This is a genomic window from Paenibacillus oleatilyticus (genome assembly GCF_018998565.1).
GTDB lineage: Bacteria > Bacillota > Bacilli > Paenibacillales > NBRC-103111 > Paenibacillus_G > Paenibacillus_G oleatilyticus.
Genome location: NZ_JAHNZO010000001.1, coordinates 196,154 through 212,952, shown reverse-complemented (window position 1 = coordinate 212,952; position 16,799 = coordinate 196,154). Strand labels below are relative to the sequence as shown.

15 protein-coding genes are annotated in these 16,799 nt (G+C 55.6%); 4 read left to right on the top strand and 11 right to left on the bottom strand.

The window, feature by feature from the left end; translation table 11 throughout:
- Positions 1 to 271 precede the first annotated feature (271 nt).
- The 3 genes from KQX66_RS00990 to KQX66_RS00980 all read right to left on the bottom strand — a co-directional run bounded on the left by KQX66_RS00990 (position 272) and on the right by KQX66_RS00980 (position 4,059).
- Positions 272 to 1,753: a DHA2 family efflux MFS transporter permease subunit gene (locus KQX66_RS00990; RefSeq protein ID WP_216788728.1), complete on the bottom strand. Its 1,482-nt coding sequence runs from the start codon at positions 1,751 to 1,753 to the stop codon at positions 272 to 274.
- Between the two features lie 58 nt (positions 1,754 to 1,811).
- Complete coding sequence (locus KQX66_RS00985; protein ID WP_216788726.1) at positions 1,812 to 2,258, bottom strand: MarR family winged helix-turn-helix transcriptional regulator; 447 nt, start codon at positions 2,256 to 2,258, stop codon at positions 1,812 to 1,814.
- Positions 2,259 to 2,436: 178 nt separating this feature from the next.
- On the bottom strand, positions 2,437 to 4,059 hold the full coding sequence (locus KQX66_RS00980; RefSeq protein WP_216788724.1) for an FAD-dependent oxidoreductase: 1,623 nt from the start codon (positions 4,057 to 4,059) through the stop codon (positions 2,437 to 2,439).
- Between the two features lie 336 nt (positions 4,060 to 4,395).
- Here KQX66_RS00980 and KQX66_RS00975 point away from each other — a divergent pair, with 336 nt between their 5' ends.
- The gene (locus KQX66_RS00975; RefSeq protein ID WP_054974323.1) at positions 4,396 to 5,634 is read left to right on the top strand and encodes an S-layer homology domain-containing protein; all 1,239 of its coding nucleotides are present in this window, start codon (positions 4,396 to 4,398) and stop codon (positions 5,632 to 5,634) included.
- Positions 5,635 to 5,723: 89 nt separating this feature from the next.
- On the opposite strand, the gene KQX66_RS00970 is transcribed toward KQX66_RS00975, so the two are convergent.
- The gene (locus KQX66_RS00970; RefSeq protein ID WP_216788722.1) at positions 5,724 to 6,566 is read right to left on the bottom strand and encodes an MBL fold metallo-hydrolase; all 843 of its coding nucleotides are present in this window, start codon (positions 6,564 to 6,566) and stop codon (positions 5,724 to 5,726) included.
- A 233-nt stretch (positions 6,567 to 6,799) separates the two neighbouring features.
- Between KQX66_RS00970 and ilvA the strand changes: the two genes are divergently transcribed.
- Positions 6,800 to 8,053, top strand: coding sequence for a threonine ammonia-lyase IlvA (gene ilvA / locus KQX66_RS00965; protein WP_216788720.1), 1,254 nt, complete (start codon positions 6,800 to 6,802; stop codon positions 8,051 to 8,053).
- 61 nt (positions 8,054 to 8,114) lie between these two features.
- On the opposite strand, the gene KQX66_RS00960 is transcribed toward ilvA, so the two are convergent.
- From KQX66_RS00960 to KQX66_RS00945, 4 genes are all read right to left on the bottom strand, one after another.
- Complete coding sequence (locus KQX66_RS00960; protein WP_216788718.1) at positions 8,115 to 9,356, bottom strand: cation:proton antiporter; 1,242 nt, start codon at positions 9,354 to 9,356, stop codon at positions 8,115 to 8,117.
- 3 nt (positions 9,357 to 9,359) lie between these two features.
- A complete protein-coding gene (locus KQX66_RS00955; protein WP_216788717.1) occupies positions 9,360 to 9,857 on the bottom strand; it encodes a cation:proton antiporter regulatory subunit in 498 nt (165 codons plus the stop codon).
- Positions 9,858 to 9,912: 55 nt separating this feature from the next.
- Positions 9,913 to 10,278: a hypothetical protein gene (locus KQX66_RS00950; RefSeq protein ID WP_216788716.1), complete on the bottom strand. Its 366-nt coding sequence runs from the start codon at positions 10,276 to 10,278 to the stop codon at positions 9,913 to 9,915.
- 255 nt (positions 10,279 to 10,533) lie between these two features.
- A complete protein-coding gene (locus KQX66_RS00945) occupies positions 10,534 to 11,841 on the bottom strand; it encodes an aminotransferase class I/II-fold pyridoxal phosphate-dependent enzyme (protein WP_216788715.1) in 1,308 nt (435 codons plus the stop codon).
- 245 nt (positions 11,842 to 12,086) lie between these two features.
- Here KQX66_RS00945 and KQX66_RS00940 point away from each other — a divergent pair, with 245 nt between their 5' ends.
- Both KQX66_RS00940 and kduI read left to right on the top strand, forming a co-directional pair.
- Positions 12,087 to 12,854, top strand: coding sequence for a DeoR/GlpR family DNA-binding transcription regulator (locus tag KQX66_RS00940; RefSeq protein ID WP_216788714.1), 768 nt, complete (start codon positions 12,087 to 12,089; stop codon positions 12,852 to 12,854).
- Positions 12,855 to 13,110: 256 nt separating this feature from the next.
- Positions 13,111 to 13,944, top strand: coding sequence for a 5-dehydro-4-deoxy-D-glucuronate isomerase (kduI, locus tag KQX66_RS00935; protein ID WP_179223554.1), 834 nt, complete (start codon positions 13,111 to 13,113; stop codon positions 13,942 to 13,944).
- Between the two features lie 551 nt (positions 13,945 to 14,495).
- Here kduI and glsA read toward each other — a convergent pair.
- The 3 genes from glsA to KQX66_RS00920 all read right to left on the bottom strand — a co-directional run bounded on the left by glsA (position 14,496) and on the right by KQX66_RS00920 (position 16,666).
- Positions 14,496 to 15,440, bottom strand: coding sequence for a glutaminase A (glsA, locus tag KQX66_RS00930; protein WP_216788713.1), 945 nt, complete (start codon positions 15,438 to 15,440; stop codon positions 14,496 to 14,498).
- 131 nt (positions 15,441 to 15,571) lie between these two features.
- A complete protein-coding gene (locus tag KQX66_RS00925; RefSeq protein WP_216788711.1) occupies positions 15,572 to 16,192 on the bottom strand; it encodes a pyridoxamine 5'-phosphate oxidase family protein in 621 nt (206 codons plus the stop codon).
- Positions 16,193 to 16,195: 3 nt separating this feature from the next.
- Positions 16,196 to 16,666 carry a GNAT family N-acetyltransferase gene (locus tag KQX66_RS00920; RefSeq protein WP_216788709.1) on the bottom strand — a complete coding sequence of 157 codons (471 nt, stop codon included), beginning with the start codon at positions 16,664 to 16,666 and terminating at the stop codon, positions 16,196 to 16,198.
- Positions 16,667 to 16,799: the final 133 nt, after the last annotated feature.

Genomic DNA, 16,799 nt, shown 5'->3' with positions numbered 1-16,799 from the left:
CCGCTTCACGTAGAAATACTCTGCATACGCCGGTGGGGTATATCCCTCCAGCCGCTCTTGAAACCCGTGAACTTGATTAAAATTGGCGGTATTTTCACGGGTTTCAAAGGCGAACGTAAACTCTTACGGGATATACCCCACCTCTATTTGTCTGAGTTTTTCTACTTCCTAGGGCTTCTCAATACACTGAGGGACGGTTTCCTTCTTGGTCGAAGGAAACCGTCCCTTTTTAGGTGGGGGGTAAGTACAAAACCAGTCTGCGTCAGCTTGCTTACGACGTCTTTTGAGATAAGCCCGGGCCCGGGGCAGCTTCCGGCTGTTTTTGGCCGCGCTGCTTTCCCAGCGTCAAGGCCAGCGGCAAGCCGATCAGCACGACAACCGTAGCGACCATGTATACGTCGTTGACGCTCAACGTGAACGCCTGCTGCTGCAGCTGTTGGCCGTTCAGCCCGCCGGCCTTGCCGAGCTCCAGGCTGTGCGCGGCAACGCGGGAGGCGAGCATCGAGGTGAACAGGCCGATGGAGAACGAGCCGAACCCTTGGCGGATCCAGTTGTTCACCGAGGAAGCGTGCCCGGTCAGCTCGCGCGGAATGACCTCCATGCCGGCATTGGAAGCGGGCATGGTCGAGAAGGCGATGCCGAGGTTGCGGACGGTCATCCACAGGATGATATAACCGTGCGTCACATCGACGCTGAGATGGGCCATAGCCAACGTTCCGACGCCGATCAGCACGATCCCGAACAAAATAAGCGGCATCGGTCCTACCCGCGAATACAGCTTGCCGGTAATCGGCATGCAGACCGCCATCGCCAGCGACGGGATGAGGAGAATCAAGCCCGTATCGAAGGCCGAGACATGCTGTATATTTTGCAGAAACACCGGCGTCAGGAACGTCCCGGAATACAAGCTGATCGTGATGATACAGCTAAGAATCAAGCTGTAGGTATACCGGGAATACGCAAATACTCTTAGATTCAACAGTGGTCCGGCTTTGCGCAGCTCGTAAAGGACGAAGGCAATCAGCGTCAACGCTCCGAAGGCCAGCAGGGATATCGTCTGCCAAGACCCCCAGCCCCAGGCGTGCGCTTCGCTGAACGCAATAAGCAGCGCGGAGCTGCTGAGAATGACGGCCAGAAAGCCGAACAGGTCGAACGGCTTCGGCGTCGTCAAGCGGTAATACGGAATCAGCTTCATCGCAAGCGCGATCGCGATGACGCCGAACGGCAGGTTGATCAAGAACAGCCAGGTCCAGTCGAACGTTTGAATCAGCCAGCCGGCCAGTGACGGGCCGAGCGCCGGAGCCAGCATTGCCGACAAGCTCCACATGCTGATGGCGAACGCCTGCCGTTCTCGGGGAATGACTTGATAAATGATCGTCATGGTCGCAGGCATGACCATGCCGCTGAAGGCCCCTTGCAGAATGCGGAACACGATCAGCGAATGAATATTCCATGCGACGGCGCACAGCCCCGACATGAGGGTAAACCCGATCAGGGCCGCGACATACAAATATTTGGTGCTGAACCTGTCCCCCAGGTAGCCGGTGATCGGCGCAATGACCCCGGTCGCCAGCATAAATCCGGTCAGCGTCCACTGTACCGTATTTAAATCGGTATGAAAATCCTGCATTAAGATCGGAATGGCCACATTAATGGAACTGGTTCCCAGAATCGCCAGAAACGAGCCGAAAAAAATACCGATCATGACCGGCCAAAACGGCACGGGTTTCTCGGTGCTTTCAAGCGAAGCCATGCTATTTCTCTCCTTTTCTCCCTGCTGTCGGGTTCTCCGGTAAACGGAAGCCCGTTCTCTAGTCTTTATCCACAGCCGTTCTATACTCGACCGCTTTGCGGAGCAGCCGGGTCAATTCGGCGGTTTCGCCCGGCTCCAGCCCTTGCCAGAACCACTCGACCAATTCCGCCGCTTTCTCGTCCAACTCGCTCAAAGCGTCCAGACCTTTCGGCGTGATGGTCACCATGACGACCCGCCGGTCCGTCTCATTATGCGCCCGCTCGGCATACCCGCCGGCGACCAGTTTATTGGCGAGGTTCGTCACGGCCGGCAGCGTGATTTGCAGCGTTTCGGCCAGCTCCGTACAGCGCATCGTTCCGTTCGCCCGTAGGCTTTCCAGCAAGTAGTACTGCTGAATCGGCAGACCGTGCTTTAGCCGGCCCCCCATTTCGGAGATCCATCGGCGCATCGCCAGCCGGGTCCATTTTTCAATCTCTGTGGACGCATGAAGCCCTTGCTCCCGCATGACGGCCCCCCCTTTGAGTTTTAGCTCTTAATAATTTTGTCTATGAATAATTCAAACTTTGAACTAAAACATTGTACTCCGTTTTGCCTGATGTGTCAAAAGGTGGAGGCGCATGGCCGCCACACGAAAAAGCCCTCCCGCAACCGGACGCGTGATCCGGCGAAGGAGGGCTTGCTTGTTATTTTTTGCGCGTTTTCACATAAGACGCATAAACGATCTCGCCGGTATCGAGCTTGGCGATTTCGTCGGCCGACCAGCCGGCCAGCTTGTTGGTGCCGGTGACGCCGGTCAGCTTGATGTTATACTTCGAGGCCAGATACTGCTGAAGCTGCGGCATGTCGGCTTCCTTCAGCTCGCGAAGCTTCTTCTTGCCTTGAATTTGCCCCAGAATGACGCCGATCGATTCGGCCGCCAGGCTCGTATTCGGCTGAATGCGCGCGCTGCCGTAAGCGATGGCGGAGGCGCCGACGTTTTTGCCGGCCATAATGACGTTGTCGTAATTTTTGAGCAGGAAGCTGCGCAGCGGCATCCCGTATTTGTCCGGACGGCCCATCTCGATACCCCATTTGTTCGCGCTGGTGCCCTGCAGATCGAGCGGGTAGCCGCCGATGCTCACGTTGTCCCAGAACATTTTCGCCCCGAGCATGTCCGAAGGCTTCAGTACATAGTCCGTCTCGTAATGGTTGTATTCGCGTATGTACAGGTAGTTCGGGAACCCGTTCAGCTCCGCTTTCTCCCAGCCGGGCAAGCTTTTGCGGAAATGGTTCAGGATCAGAGGGATTTCTTTCTTCCCGAGCTCCATCGCATCGGCTACCGATTTGTCGTCCGACGGATCGACCGTATAGATCAGGAAAGCGTTGATGATCACTTCGCCGTCCCGCTGGCTCACCGCATTCAGCCCGCGCAGAAACACGCGGTCGTTCGTCGGCTTGTACTTGCTCGTCATGCCCGAGAGGCTGATGGCGAAGCTGTTGTCCACCGAGCCCCAGCCGAATTTGGCGCTACGCTCTTCCTTCGGCATATTGTTGAAGCTTTGCTGGAATTTCGCCCAATCGACGTTTTTGAACTTCATCATCATGCCGGAGCTCATATACTCGATGTTATTTTGCCCATAGAACTTCTCCAGGCCCGGCATCCGGGTCGCCTGAAGCTTGCTGACCATTGCGGCGTAATCGGTGTTTTCCACCCAATAGGAGGCGGCGATCCGCTTCTTCTGGCCGTCCTTGGTCGTGTAGACGATACCGTTTAATACCTGCCCGCCGAATTGGCCGGGATTTTGCTCAATGCTCTCGATCTTGATCCCTTGCTCGACGGGGATATCCTTTTTCAGCTTGTCAAAATATTGCTCGAATTCCTTCAGCTTGCGGATTTTGCCGTTGCGGAAGCCGTCGAACAGCTCCTTGGCCCGGCCTTGGACAAGCAGCCGGTGCTGATCGTCGCGGGTTTCGTCCAGGAACAGCATCTCTCCCTGCAGCACTTGGCCGCCGAATGCATTGCGCGGGTCCAATATTTTGACCTTCAATCCTTCGTCCGCCGCGGCGCGGGCCAAATAGAGCCCTTCCAGCTCGCTGCCGATCACGACGATATCCGTCTGCTCCGTCGGGGTGTCGGGTAGTTTGTTGTCCGTCTTGGAGGCGGTTGTGCTCTTGCCGCCGTTCGAATCGTCTTTGCCTGCCGTTGCCGTTGGGTTCGGAGACGGCTTGTCCGGCGCGCTCCGCTGCAGGAACGTATAGACCGCAGCCAGGGCGACCAAGGCCACCAGGGCCAGAACAACCGTCAGCTTTTTGCCGCTAAGTTTCATCTCTCTCTCCTTATCTCTCATTTATGGTTGAAGCCGGGAAGGGGTCCAAAAACGGACAATCCCGGGGGTATGCAGATAAGTTTAACATTTTTGGCAGACGATCTAAAGTGACCCCCCTAAACATTTTCTGGAGGGCGAACGGTGTAAGTGATCAAGGAACTCTTCGCGAAGGTTCTGAAACATCTTCTTTTCATACTCATATCATATATCGCAGCTGCTCGCGAAATCGACGGGCGACGGACTCCTCCGCTATTCGAGGCGACAGGCCTTGTGCTGTCCGTGTGTTCGTCAGGAGCCGGCCTGCGGTTCAACCTACTCGGCAAAGGAGAATGAATGATGAGCAAAGCGTTCAAGAAGACAGTAATTTCCGGATTGACCCTGGCGATGGTGCTGGGCGGATCGACCGCGGCTTTCGCCGACGGCAAAGGCAAAGGTCATGACAAGGACAAAGACCGTGACCGGGATAACCGCGACAAGATTGAGAAAAAAGTGGACTTTGACAAAGATGTTAATATCAATATTAAGCTGACGTTTGACGATCTGAAGGGCAAGGACGTGGAATGGGCGCAGCGTTACATCGCTTCTCTCGCTTCCAAGCGCGTATTCGAAGGCTACGAGGACGGCACGTTCCAGCCGCGCAAAACAATCTCCCGCATCGAGGCGATTACCGCTGCGGTCCGCTTGATGGGGCTGCGCGATCAAGCCGAATCGGCCGATGCGAAAGCGGCTAACCTGAACTTCAAGGATGCGGACAAATTAAAGCAAAAATATCCGTGGGCGACCGGCTACGTTTCCGTCGCACTGCAAAACGACTTGTTCACTGAGACGGACGACATGATCCAGCCGGAAAAAGAAGCGGACCGCCTGTGGGCGACAACGCTGCTGGTCAAAGCGATGAAGCTGCAGAACGAAGCCAAAGCGAAAATGAACGCCAAGCTTCCGTTCCGCGATGCCGACAAAATTTCCGCCGGCTCCGTAGGCTACGTGGCCGTGGCGATCGAGAAAAACTTGATCGACGGGTACGAGGATAACACGTTCCGTCCGAACAAACCGGTTACCCGCGCCGAGCTTGCCGCGCTGCTGGATCGTACGGGCAGCCAGCTGCCGGACCGCGCATCGGTGAAAGGCACGGTGAACGGAACGCTGAACAACAACCTGCTGCCGGTTAAATTGCAAAACAACGAGGTGCTGAACGTCGAGCTGGATTCGAACGTATTCGTATTCCGCAGCGGCTCCCGCGTAGCTCCCGGCGACCTGCGTACGGGCGATCAGGTGCTGATCCGCACGTACGGCGGCAAAGCGATCTACGTCGAAGTGTTGAACACGACGAACGATCCGCAGCAGCAAACGGACTTCACGGTAACGGGAACGCTGAACAGCTACACGCTGAACTCCAAAGGCGGACTCGCCACCGTTTCGATTAACCAAAACGTGAACGGCGGCGGCGTGCAAACGGCGGTCTACTCGATCGCTTCCGAGGTTTACATTTCCGGCGACGTCAGCCAGCTGACCGCAGGACGTACCTTGGAGCTGAGAGGCAAAAACCAACTCGTCCACACCATCATCATTCGATAAATGAGAGAGAACGATTAAAAAAGGTTAGAATTGCAACGGGAAACGGACCTTCCGCAGCCATGTCAGATGTCTGCCGGAAGGTCCGTTTTTTAAACGTGGATCTGCGATCCTGTTCGAATATACTCGATTTTGGAACCTAAAATCTGTTTTAATTTTTTGTAAGCTTTTACCCCTGTGCAATGCCCGGTATATACTTTTTGGATATTTTCGTCGATGATCATCTGGGCAATCACTTGAATCTCTTCCTGGGAAGCGCTGAATGAAGTTAGCATCGGTATCGTCATGAGATGAAAGCCGCCAATCACGGCTTTAATATCTAGACTAGGGAAAATAGTTCTGGCGGCTCGTATCATATTGGGAGTGCCTTTGTGGGAACATCCTGTAAATAGGCTGATCCCGTCTTGCTCCTTGATCACCATCATGAGCTCATGCTCGAATTGATCTCGAACCCGCTTATTCCCTTCTTGGGCAAATAAATATTTATTTCCCTTCGGGGTCAAATCATGCTCCTCGATGTCTGTAATAATATAAATGTCATTCATGATTTCGGTAAAACGATCAATATAAGCAATTCGGTTGGAATACTCCTCGAATACTTTTTTATCGATGCCAATGTTTTTGCTAAAACCTAGGATATGAAAATAATAATCTCCTGAAGCTTTTCTTTTCATATAGACTTTGGCTTTGTTGTTTACCTTAAAGAACGGCAGAAGACCTCCGCCATGATCATGATGACCATGAGAAAGGACTACGGCATCAACATCCTCCAAACGAATTCCCAGTTTCTTTGCATTCGCAATAAAGCTGCCGGTTTTTCCAGTATCAAACAGGATGCGTTTGTTATCTTGTTCTATGTAAAGCGATAAGCCGGATTCATTGATTAAATCTTGTGAATCATTCTTCAAATTTTCGATTAGCGTCGTTATTTTCATAAATTTCTCCAATATTATGAAATGGTTTCATATAAAAGCGTGGAGTTCATGCCCCGATACCGCCATCGTACCCGATCATTCAGCGCTTTGCAACATCAGCGGCGGGTTATCCTGGCAATTGGACATAAGGGATGGACAGATGCGCCGAACGGTGTATAATTAGGAGAAATTGCGAGCAAGCCCGTACTGCCGGGCGCGAGACTTACGTACACCGGGTTGGAGGAAAAGCAATTATGACCGCACAGCATATCAAACTAGAGGATATTCTCGTCGCCAGCCATCTGCTGAAGGACGTCGTATATCAGACTCCCTTGCAAAAAAATTTCATTTTATCTGAAAAATACGGCTGCAACGTGTTTTTGAAGCGGGAGGACTTGCAGGTGGTCCGCTCGTTCAAAATTCGCGGCGCCTACAATATGATCCGCAGCCTGCCGGAAGACAAGCTGCGCAAAGGCGTCGTCTGCGCCAGCGCCGGCAACCATGCCCAAGGCGTGGCTTATTCCTGCAAAGCGCTGCAAATTCCGGGCAAAATCTTCATGCCGACGACAACGCCGCGGCAAAAAATATCGCAGGTCAAGCTGTTCGGCGGACCGTTCGTCGACGTCGTGCTGAGCGGGGACACCTTCGACGATTCGCTGCGGGAAGCGCTGGATTACGGGGAACGCGAAGGGTTGTCGTTCGTTCACCCGTTCGATCATCCGAAGGTCATTGCCGGGCAGGGCACCGTCGGCCTGGAACTGATGAACGACATGCAGGGGCCGGTCGACTACGTATTCGCCGGGATCGGCGGCGGCGGACTCATTGCCGGCATGAGCACATATATTAAGGGCGTCAGCCCGTCCACCCGGGTCGTCGGCGTGGAGACGACCGGAGCGCCTTCGATGCGGCAATCGGTCGATTCGGGCGAGATCGTCACGCTCGGCGAGATCGACAAATTCGTCGACGGCACGGCGGTCAAGCGGGTCGGCGAGCTGACGTACGACATCTGCCGCGAGTTCCTCGACGATATCATCGTCGTGCCGGAAGGCAAAGTGTGCACGACGATTCTCGAGCTGTACAACGAGAACGCCATCGTGGCGGAGCCAGCGGGAGCGCTGTCGGTGTCGGCGTTGGAATTTTACCGCGAGGAGATCGCCGGCAAAAATGTCGTGTGCGTCATCAGCGGCGGCAACAACGACATCGACCGGATGCAGGAAATCAAGGAGCGGTCGCTCATCTACGAGGGCCTGAAGCATTACTTCATCGTCAATTTTCCGCAGCGCGCAGGCGCTTTGCGGGAGTTTCTCGAATACGTGCTCGGACCGACCGACGATATTACGCGGTTCGAATATACGAAGAAAACAAGCAAAGAAAACGGTCCTGCGCTTGTCGGCATCGAGCTCAAGCACAAGGACGATTACGGTCCGCTGATCGAACGGATGGAGCAGCGAGGGCTGCGGTTCAGTGAGATTAATAAGGACCCGAACTTGTTTAATTTGTTGATCTAAGGAAAAATAAACAAGCCTGACGAAAAGGGAGCGACCCCTTACGTCAGGCTTGTTTGCGTCGTCAGACCGGATGGTTTTCCTGCGCCTTGGAGCGGTCCGGCGGCGCAGCTGCCGTTGTATCGAATTTAAACCAACGATTCAGCATGCCGTACACGAGCTTCGATTCCTTCGTCAGCAGCGGTCCGAGAATCGCCAAAATCAACACGTACAGCGCGGCGAACGGCTGCAGGACGGTCAGCAGTCCGCCGGCTTTGCCGAGATTGGCCATAATGATGGAGAACTCGCCCCGGGAGACGATCGTCAGCCCGATGTTGGACGAGGCTTTCGGGGATAGCCCGGCGCTTCGCCCGGCCAGCATTCCCGCCACGTAATTGCCGATGAGCGTCAGCAGCACCGCTCCCAAGGAGAGCCAAACGGCGCCGCCGAGCGTGAGTGGATCGATGGTCAAGCCGAAGCTGAAGAAGAAGAGCGCCCCGAAGAAATCCCGGAACGGAAGAATCAGCTTCTCGATCCGGTGTCTGTGCTCGGTCTCGGCCAGTACGAGTCCGACGAGCAGCGCCCCGATCGCTTCCGCGACATGAATCGTTTCGGAGAAGCCCGCAACGACCGTCAAAAATCCGAAGACGAACAGCAGAAATACTTCGTTGGACCGGATATTCAGGAAGCGGTTCAGCCAAGGCACCGCTTTGCGCCCGACGATCAGGAAGACGAGCATGAAGCCGAGCGAGAGGAGCGCGGACAGGATAATGCCTCCTACCGATGTGGCTCCACTTAGCAGCAGTCCGGACAGGATGGAGATATAGACGGCCAGAAACACGTCTTCGAACATGATGATGCCCAGAATCATTTCCGTCTCGGCATTGGCCGTCCGTTTCAGATCGACGAGCACTTTGGCGACGATCGCGCTGGAGGAAATCGTCGTAATGCCGGCAATGACCAGCGTCTCGTTCAGCGGGAATCCGGAGAGCCAGCCGAACAGCAACCCGAGCGTGAAATTAATCGCGATATAGATCGTGCCCCCGACCGCGATGGAGCGCCCGGACTTGATCAGCCGGCCGACCGAAAATTCCAGTCCGAGATAAAAGAGCAGGAACAGCACCCCGAGGCGGCCCATAAATTCGATCAGCGGAGCGCTGTCGATGAAGCGGAAATCGAATGCCCCGAACTTCGGCGCATGGGGGCCGACCGCCATCCCGATCAAAATGTAAAACGGAACGACGGAAAATCGCAGCTTCGTAGAAAGCCAGCCCGCAGCGGCAATGAGACAAATCGCCAGCCCGATCTCTAGAACGATGTGCTCCATAGGCTACAGGCTCCCTTGCTGAAGGAGCTCCTTCAGCGCCTTCAATTGCTTGCGTTCTCCTGCGACGACGAGCGTCGAATCCGCGTTAAGCCGGTACTCCGCGCCCGGATTAATGCAGTGCGTATGATTTTTCTCGGCAACGGCGATGATCGTCGCTCCCGTTTGCTTGCGGACGTTCAGCCCGCCGATCGTCTGCCCGACGCTGCCTGCGCCGGCCTCGATCTTAAACCATTCCACGACCAAAGCGTCCAGCGCCACTTCCATCGTTTCGAGCGATTTGGGCCGATAGCTCATCCCGCCGATAATACCGGCCATCATTCTTGCCTCGTCGTCGTCCAGCGTTACCGTGGAGACGGTCTCATCCGGATCGTCCGGATCAAAATGATACAGCTCTCTTCTTCCGTCGTCGTGGACGACCACGACCAGTTTATCGCCTCCGCGTGCGTGCAGTTGAAATTTTCGTCCGATTCCCGGAAGATCGGACTCTCGGATGTCTGTCATGGAATCTCCTCCCAAGTTTTGAATTGCGGGTCCGGCTGCCGGAGCCCGTAAACGATCAAACTTGGGGAGCGAGGTACGTAATCACCGTAAATTTTAAGGGCATCAGGAGCTGTTGCTTGAGCAGGAGGAAGATGGAACGGTCGGAGCGCCGCTCCAAGATGAAGGCAGGTATGGGAAATCGGATCGCTCCCGAACGGAGATACGGCATGCCTGACACAGGCGTGTGCATGTCGTTGTCCGTCTGCTGACGGGAAGCGGTGGAGACAACGTGGGAGGCGCCCGATTGGCCCATCGTCATCGAGCGCGTGAGCGGCGGATTTTCCGCTTCGGCAATCGGGATGAACCAGGAGAACGTGAGGAACAGACCGGTTAGCAGCACGAAAAGGACATGAAGAGGGTGCTTATGTCGGCATGCTGTCATCCACATTCCTCCTTTCGGACAAAATCTCACTTAACCGAGGTGTTAACGTAGGTTTATTGTAACATTCATTTTCGGTCGACTGCAAATGCAAAAAAAGCCGGTGGCTCTTGCGAACCCCGGCTTTTACGGATTTCGTTTTTTAGATATAGAATTTATAAGCTATCAGCGGAGCTGATTGAATTCTATATCGCAAGAAAAGCTTCCTCTAAAACACGAATGTATCTTCCTCGAATAGGCTTCGATAAGAAGCTTTTCTTATTTCGCGGCAACATTCTGGAGATCCAGAACGCCTTGGTAGATCGTTTCGAACAGCTCGTCGATATTCGCTTCCTCAATGCAGGAGAAGGCGACGCGGAGATCGGTTTCGCCGAGGGCGATCGTCCCGACGCCGTACTTGTCGAGCAGGTGCAGGCGCAGCGTTTCGGCGTCGACCGTCTTCAGCTTCAGGCACATGAAGTAGCCGGAGTTGAACGGGTAGTAGTCCCAAACCTGATCGAATTTGCCGGTATCCAGCAGCGCTTTGACACGGTTGGCGCGGCCTTTCATAATGTCGAACTTCTCCTGCTTCTGGGCTTTGAAGTCCGGCGATTGCAGCGCATGCAGCACGAACGTTTGGGACGGATGCGGGCCGCTGGAAATCGTTCCGCGGATAATGCCGATCGTTTTTTGCTCCAAAGCCGCCAGCGTCGCATCGCTTTGTCCGACGTACGTAATGAAACCGACGCGGAAACCCCACACGTATTCTTCCTTCGTTGCGCCGTCAATCTTGACCGACAGCACGCGCGGATGAAGCCCCGCCAATTGGCCGGCAAGCGACTCGTGCAGCGAATCTTCGAAGAACAGGCCGAAGTAAGCGTCGTCCGTGACGGCCACGACGTTGATGCCAGCTTCCGCCGCTTCCTTGATCGCGGCTACGATGGCGCGTCCTTCTTCCGGACCCGGCGTGTAGCCGGTCGGGTTGTTCGGGAAGTTCAGAACGACGATGGCTTTGCCCTTGTTCTTCTGCGCGAGAAGGGCGTCGCGCAGCCCTGCCGCATTGAACAGACGGTCTTCCGTGTAAAGCGGGTAGTATACGAGCTCGGCGCCGCGGCGAATGCCGAAGGTCAGTTCGTAGTTTTCCCAGTTTTTATCCGGAATTAGGACAGCGTCTCCGGGACCTGCGAACAAATCGGCCACGATGCTTAGTCCGTGGGTTAGCGCGTTCGTCGCGATCGGATTGCCGAGGTTTTTGCCCTGAAGGGACGGATTTTCCTCGATGATCTTGCTGCGCCATGCGGTGCGAAGCTCCGGCTTGCCCGCCGGCGGGGCATATTCGTAAATGTCCTTCGGATTGTAAGCGGACAATGTATCTTGGATGACTTTAAGATGCATCGGCTGACCGTTTTCCAGCGCCGTGCCGATGGTGGCGTTGAACTTCTTGGCCTTCGCCTTCGCTTCGGCGGATTGGCTCAGGATGCCGACCTTCGGAAAATAAATTTGTTTGCCGAGCTCGGACAGCATCTCGTAGACGTGCGGGCTTTCCTTTTGAATGGTCTCATTTAAACTTTGGGCAAGAGGGTTCATGACGCTCCATCCTTCCATATTTCTTCATTGCTTACATTAGACCATATTATAACACTTTTCGTACAGCAGCGTCACGGAGTTTCGGATTTTACGGCGGAGTCTGTTCGCAAGAAGGAGGGAGTGGGCAAACGGGTGGATTTGCAGGGGATGCTTGGTTTTCCCGAAGAAGCTGTGTTACCATAGGGGCAGCAAAAATATGGGTGCGGATTGTGTGAAGGAAGCGATTCGCAAAGCGGGGGACAACGATGTCGGCCATCATACGATACGAGAAAATTATGGAGCTGCTCATGGCGCACCGCGAGGTATCCGTCGCGGATTTGGCGGGCAAGCTCGGGGTGACGGGCAAGACGATCCGGCAGGATCTCGAGAAGCTGGAAAGTAAAGGACTGCTGCACCGGACGCATGGCGGCGCCGTGCTGGCCAATGAAGGCTATTCCGGCCTGCTTGCCGGGCTCGCACCGAATCCGAAGCATCCGGACGAGAAGCGGGAGGCGGCGGAGTGGGCGCTGCGGTTCGTCGAGCCGAACGACATTATCGCGCTCGACAGCGGCAGCACGACGCTGGAGATGGCCAAGCTGCTCGACAATGCGCCGCTGACGGTCATTACGAACGATCTGCACATCATCAGCGAGCTGATCAAGAAGGACCGCGTGAGGCTGGTCGTCCCCGGCGGCTTCCGCAGCCGGAATATGCTGGTCAGCGAAGAAGCTGGGGAATTTCTCGGCAGGCTGAACGTGCAGAAGGCGTTTCTGTCTACGACCGGGATTCACCCGGAGTACGGGTTCACGATCTTCACCCATTCCCACGTCGGGCAAAAACGGGCGATGATCGATTCCGCGAAGCAGGTGTTTTGCGTGGCGGACCACAGCAAGTTCGACAAGTGCGCGCTGATCACGTTCGCGAAGCTGTCCGAAATCGGCGTGATCGTGACCGATCCGTATTTGCCGGAGGAAACGGCGCGAAGCTACGAAGCGGCGGGCACGCGAATCGAGCGGAGCCGAGCCGGAAGGTAGCGGCGGAGCGGCATGCGGGCGAGGCGGTTGTGGCCGGAAGCCCGCGCCTGCAGACGCGCATGCCCGCGGGCGGCTGTTTGAGCGGAGCGTATGAAGAGGGCGGAAGGTTGGGAACGATCCGCTTGATGCCTGCGTTTGTTTTTTTTATGTCCCTATAGGTTTATTTCGGTTCAAAAATAATTCATTTGAACTTAAATGAACGTATGGTTTATAATAGCATTGACCATGCAAATACGGGAGGAATTATACGATGGCTATGGAAATTCGTTACGCAACCAACCCGACGGAAACGAAAACGTACGATACGGAACGTTTGCGCCAAGAATATTTGATCGAAGGCTTGTTCGTGCCAGGCAAGCTGAATCTGGTTTACAGCCACGTGGATCGCTTCATTACAGGCGGCGCCGTACCGACAACGGAGCCGGTTCTGCTTGAAGCAGATAAGCACGATATGGGGGCTGATTATTTCCTCGAGCGCCGCGAAATCGGGATCATCAACGTGGGCGCCCAAGGCGTCGTCACGGTCGACGGCACCGACTACGTGCTGGAGAATAAAGACGGCCTGTACGTCGGCCTTGGCAACAAGCAGGTCGTGTTCAAGAGCGCGGATGCCGCGAATCCGGCGCGCTTCTACCTGAGCTCGACCCCGGCGCACAAAAATTACCCGACGCAAAAGGTGGCGATCAGCGAGGCGGAGCCGCAGCATCTCGGTTCGATCACCAACTCCAACGAGCGCACGATCTACAAATATATTCACTTGAATGGCATTCAAAGCTGCCAGCTCGTGATGGGCATGACGCTGCTGAAGCCGGGCAACATGTGGAACACGATGCCTTGCCATACGCATAACCGCCGCTCGGAAGTGTATTTCTACTTCGATATGCCAGAAGACGGCGTCGTCTTCCATCTGATGGGCGAGCCGACGGAAACCCGTCACGTGGTCGTCCGCAACGAGCAGGCGATCATCAGCCCAAGCTGGTCGATCCACAGCGGCGTAGGCACGAGCAATTATACGTTCATTTGGGCGATGGCCGGTGAGAACCAGGAGTTCTCCGACATGGATGCGGTCGCCATGAAAGATTTGAAATAAGGCACCTGAATGTGAAAAGCACAGTTTCTTTGACGCGCGAACCTTACGGGTACGGCTCAGGAGGCTGTGCTTTTTTCGTTAAGCCAGTCTGACAACGTTTTCGGTTGCATAAGTATTTCAGAGAGTGCGCAGGGGGAGGAACGTTGATTGGGAGAAGACGATTGGCAATTCTGGGTGTAGTGCCTGTGCACCGGCGGAAAATAGAGGAACTGCGATGTACTTAATTTGGTTGGGGATGCTGCTTTTTGGGAAATAGAGCACGGGATATGCGTTATTTGGGCTTTTGCCGGGGCTGGGATGGCCATTCGACACGAATAAAGCACGGGAGATGAGCTAAGCGATTCACAGCCGGTTTCGTAGGAGGGATAGCGCATTGGAGTTCCTTTATTTGGGGAAACGGGCTGGCCGAAGAGGTGCGCGCTGTGACGCGGCTAGAGGGTAGTCTATGCTTGAGGCTGTGAGCGGGCAGCGCCAGTGCCACCCGCTCATAGCCAAAGCGCGGCCGCCGGCTGAGTTCACCTTCGCCAACGCCTTCCGGCGCTTCGATCCAGCTAAAACATGCTCCAGTCGAACGCTTCCGACATCGTCTGCAGCAGGTGGACGCCGGCGATGCTGTTGCCCTTCTCGTTCAGCGCCGGTCCGACCACGCCGATGCCGTACCGACCCGGCACGAGAGCGAGAATGCCGCCGGCGACGCCGCTTTTGGCGGGAAGCCCGACGCGGATGGCGAACTCGCCGGAGGCGTTGTACATGCCGCAGCTGACCATGAACGTTTTGGCGATCTGCACATAGCGCCGCGGCACCAGCTCCCGTCCCGACAAGGGATCGGTTCCGTTCATCGCCAGAACGAGCGCCATGCGCGCCACATGGCGGCAGGTCACTTCCACGGAGCAGTGCTTGAAATAAACGTCAAGCACCGGCTCTACTTCTTCGTCCAGCACTTTGTTGTCTTTGAGGAAATAGGCAAGGGACCGGTTCCGGTGCGCGGTAGCGGCTTCGGAACGGTACACCGCTTCGTTGAAGGTCAGCGTCGGGTCACCCGCGACCTCGCGGAAGAAGGAGAGGATTCGCTCCGTCTTTTCCGCGGGGGTAGCGCCCCGGATCAATGACGAGACGGCGATGGCTCCCGCGTTGATCAGCGGGTTAAACGGAATGCCGGGCTCGACCAGCTCCAGCTTCAGCATGGAGTTGAAGTCGTCGCCGGTCGGTTCCATGCCGACCTTGCGGAAAACGCCTTCTTCGCCTTGATCCATCAAGGCGAGCAGCAGCGTGAACACTTTAGAGATGCTTTGCAGGGTGAAGGACAAGCGGCTGTCGCCTGCCGTTACTTCGCGTCCTGCGGCGTCGAGCAGCGCGATGCCCAAGGCGTCGCCCGGAGCGTGCGCCAATTCGGGAATGTAGGAGGCGGGCTGGCCGTGCCGGGATTCCTTGCGGCTCGTCTCGAGCCAGGCGGGAAGCTGCTCGGCCAGCCGGTTCAGTTCGGTTTCGGATGTCATCGTGTGCGGGAGCCTCCTTGGGATCCATAAGTGCGATTTACCTTTAGCATACCGCTTTTGCGCCGGGATGAAAAGACGGGTATTTTCAGGTAATCGTCAGGTATCGGATGGCCCCGCAAGCTTGCCGACTTTTACTTTTCCTGATGGTGCGGACAGTACGCTTTCATAAGCGCGATCGTTTCCGCATCGAGCTCGCCGCCGCGCTGCTCCAGTCCGTCCATAACCTGACTCAACTTGGGTTCTTTCATATTTTGGCCGAACTTGTATTTACCCGTAATCCGTTCCACGCGAATGCGCACCACGGATGTTGCTTTAAGTTGCGGCACATAGGCGGGATCGGCCGCATCGATCGGATCGTAGCCGCCCTCCGGCTGCAGCTTGCGCATAAACGCGCCCAGTGCTTCCGCCTTCTGCTGCAGATCGTCGACCGGCTCGCCGTAGCCTTTGACGACGACGGATTTAAAGTAGGCCGTAGCCGGACAAGCCAGCTTCGGATCGAGGATATAGGACGGCACGATGGCGTACTCCTTGGCGACGGAGAAGGTGACTTGGGGCCGTGCCTTCAAATTGGCCATTTTTTGCCCGATTTTGCTGCCGTGAAAATAGACCGCCCCTTCGTGAAAGACGAAGTTCACCGGCGTCAGCTCCGGCCATCCGTCTTCGCCCGTCGTACCGAGCACCCCAAAGCTCATTTCCTGCAAAAAGCTCTCCGTCTCCTGTGCGTCCATCATTTCGAATTCTTTTCTTCTCATGGTTCAGTCCTCCAGTCTCAAATAATAGTGAAGGAACGCATCGTCCCGCACATAGCCCATCGCTGCGTACAGACGCTGCGCCGTAACATTGTCGACGGCCGTGGACAGCTGCAAGCCTTTGGCCCGGGTAGCGCGGGCGTGCGCCTCGGCGGCTTTCATCAGCGCCCGGGCGACGCCCTGCTTGCGGGCGTCCGGGTGGACGAACAAGTCGTTCAGCGTCCATACGCGCATCATTGCAATGGAGGAAAGCGTCGGATACAGCTGGGTAAAGCCAAGCGGCCGACCCGGATCCTCCGTATAGGCGAAGAAGATGACGGACTGCTGCCGCTCCAGATTGTCGCGCAGAAAGCGCTCGGCCCTTTCCACGTCAGAGGGCTGCCTGTAAAACTGGCGGTAAGCGTCAAACAGCGGCGCCAGCGCCTCAATATCGCCGTGCCCGGCTTGACGAACGGTCAAGGAATGCGAAGGGGTCATCGTATCTTGCTCTCCTTCCGGATAGTTGCCGCCGCAGGTACAGGCGGATTCTAAATATTCGACATCGTACCTCGATTATTGACAATGGAAAAGAGCCAATTATGTTCTTTTTTATTAGACCATTTTAATTGTT